General features: G+C 67.5%; 3 protein-coding genes. 2 read left to right on the top strand and 1 reads right to left on the bottom strand.

Annotation, left to right across the window (positions count from 1 at the left end; genetic code table 11):
* The first annotated feature begins 153 nt into the window (after window positions 1-153).
* Together ACFWB8_RS37020 and ACFWB8_RS37015 are read left to right on the top strand one after the other, a co-directional pair.
* Window positions 154-510 (top strand): hypothetical protein, encoded by a 357-nt coding sequence (locus ACFWB8_RS37020; protein WP_385237707.1) that lies wholly within the window; start codon window positions 154-156, stop codon window positions 508-510.
* Entirely contained in the window at window positions 507-797 is a 291-nt protein-coding gene (locus ACFWB8_RS37015; protein ID WP_385237704.1) for a hypothetical protein, read from the top strand. Before ACFWB8_RS37020 ends, ACFWB8_RS37015 begins: the two co-directional genes overlap by 4 nt.
* On the opposite strand, the gene ACFWB8_RS37010 is transcribed toward ACFWB8_RS37015, so the two are convergent.
* On the bottom strand, window positions 792-1,130 hold the full coding sequence (locus ACFWB8_RS37010; RefSeq protein ID WP_385237701.1) for a DoxX family protein: 339 nt from the start codon (window positions 1,128-1,130) through the stop codon (window positions 792-794). The genes ACFWB8_RS37015 and ACFWB8_RS37010 overlap by 6 nt on opposite strands.
* Window positions 1,131-1,836: the final 706 nt, after the last annotated feature.

Here is a 1,836-nt window from a genome sequence, read left to right as displayed (position 1 = left end):
TACTGCAGGGGGGACCCTGTGGGAGAGTAGGACGCCGCCGAACAATCATTGTGGGAAAGCCCCGCACCTTTAATGGTGCGGGGCTTTTCTGCGTTTACGGGGGGCTTCTCGAGGCCGGCTGGGTATCCTGGCCGCGTTCCCCTGGAGGACACCATGACAGCAGAGCAGCTGGAAGACGGCGGACCGCTCATCCCCCAGCCGGCCATGACGCGGGAAGCCCTGCGGGACGCCGTGCGCCGGATCGACATGCCGAGCCTCGCCGTGCTGGACAAGGAGTGCAACGAGGCGTTCGACCGGGCCGCGGAGACCGGCGCCATCAACCCGTTGCGGTTCTTCCTGATCAAGTGGGCCACCCATGTGGCCATCCACCGGTGGCCGGCGCGGTCGGCCGCGCTCCAGGACGCGGAACGCATCGCCGGCGATCCCACTGCGACGGAACCGGAGTTCCGGGCCGCGATGGAAACCAGCAGTCGCATCCTCGCCGAGGCCCAGCGGGAGATCGGCCAGTGACCTTGCGGGGCGAGGGGGTCGAGAACGACAGCGGCTGGGCCTGGGAGTGCGATCCCAGTCGACTGTGGGTCCTCGGTGACATGTCCGTGGAACACCAGAAGCTCGTCACCGCCGTGATGGACGGCCTGGTCGACCTGGCGGCGATGGCCATCGACCCCAAGGACGGCAGCCTCTACGAGGACCCGCACCCGATGCGACTGCGCACGTACGAGGACGAGCACCTGATGGTCTGGTACCAGACCATCCCCCACCGCAGCCGGGTCTACCTCAAGCGCGTCAACCTATGAGAGGGCGAGTGCGGCGACGGCGGGGGCGGCGTAGATGAGGGGGAAGGGGATGTGGGCGTACGAGCGGGCGCGGATCACGGTGATGACGGCGCCGGTGAAGTAGAGGACCAGGCCGATCGCGGCGGCGATCCCGATCGGCTGGACGGCCAGTCCGGCGAGCAGGCCCGCGGCCCCGGCGGCCTTGGCGACGCCGAGCCAGGTCCACCAGGTGCGCGGGACGCCGTAATCGGTGAGCGGCTCGACGACCCACTTGGCGTTGAAGAAGATCGAGCCGGCCGAGAATCCGGCCAGCAGTGCGCCGAACAGGGTCACGATCACGTAGGCGGTCGACATCAGAGGTGCTCCGATCAGGTGTCTTACGGGGTTCTTGCGTCCGACACCCCTCTGACCCGCCACCCCGCCCGTGTGTGACAGCAGCCGCTACCGCATCTCGACCAGCCGACGGGCGGCGGTCGACGCGCCGTCGGTGCGGACTTCACCGGCGACGGTTCGGGCCCTGTCCGCCGCCTTGACGTCGGAGGGCCTGGCGGAGCGCCGTGAGCAACGGATCGCGGCTCGGTTCGCCGGACAAGATCACGCGCCGTCCGAGCGCGCGGCATGCTGCCGAACCCGCAGGAGACGGGTGGCTCGCCGGCATCGAGGAATGCCTCCAGCTCGGCGGACTGCAGCCGGCTCGGGCCAGGGGGCGAGCGTCGGGGGGCTCGGGTTGCTGGTCGACTCGGTCGCTGAGGCGGTGGCAGCACCGCGTTTTGACTCCCTCCTCCGGCGTGATGTAGAGTCAAACGGTTGCCTGGAGCTGAAGAGCTCGGCAGCATCCCCCAGGAAGTGAATTCTGAACGGGGGGCCTTCGACTCCTCATTCAGGAATCTGAAGCCGGGAAATCCGGTGGAAAACTTCTGATAGAGTCGGACTCGCCGGAAAGGGAAAGCGCGAAAGCGCAGGAACTGGAAAGCGAAACCCGCTTCGACCGGGAATCGGACACGAAAGAGTCTGATAGAGTCGGAGACACAAGAACGAAGGAAGCGCCCGGAGGAAAGCC

The organism is Streptomyces sp. NPDC060031 (assembly GCF_042736805.1).
Classification (GTDB): Bacteria; Actinomycetota; Actinomycetes; order Streptomycetales; family Streptomycetaceae; genus Streptomyces.
This window is presented reverse-complemented; position numbering and strand designations above follow the sequence as displayed.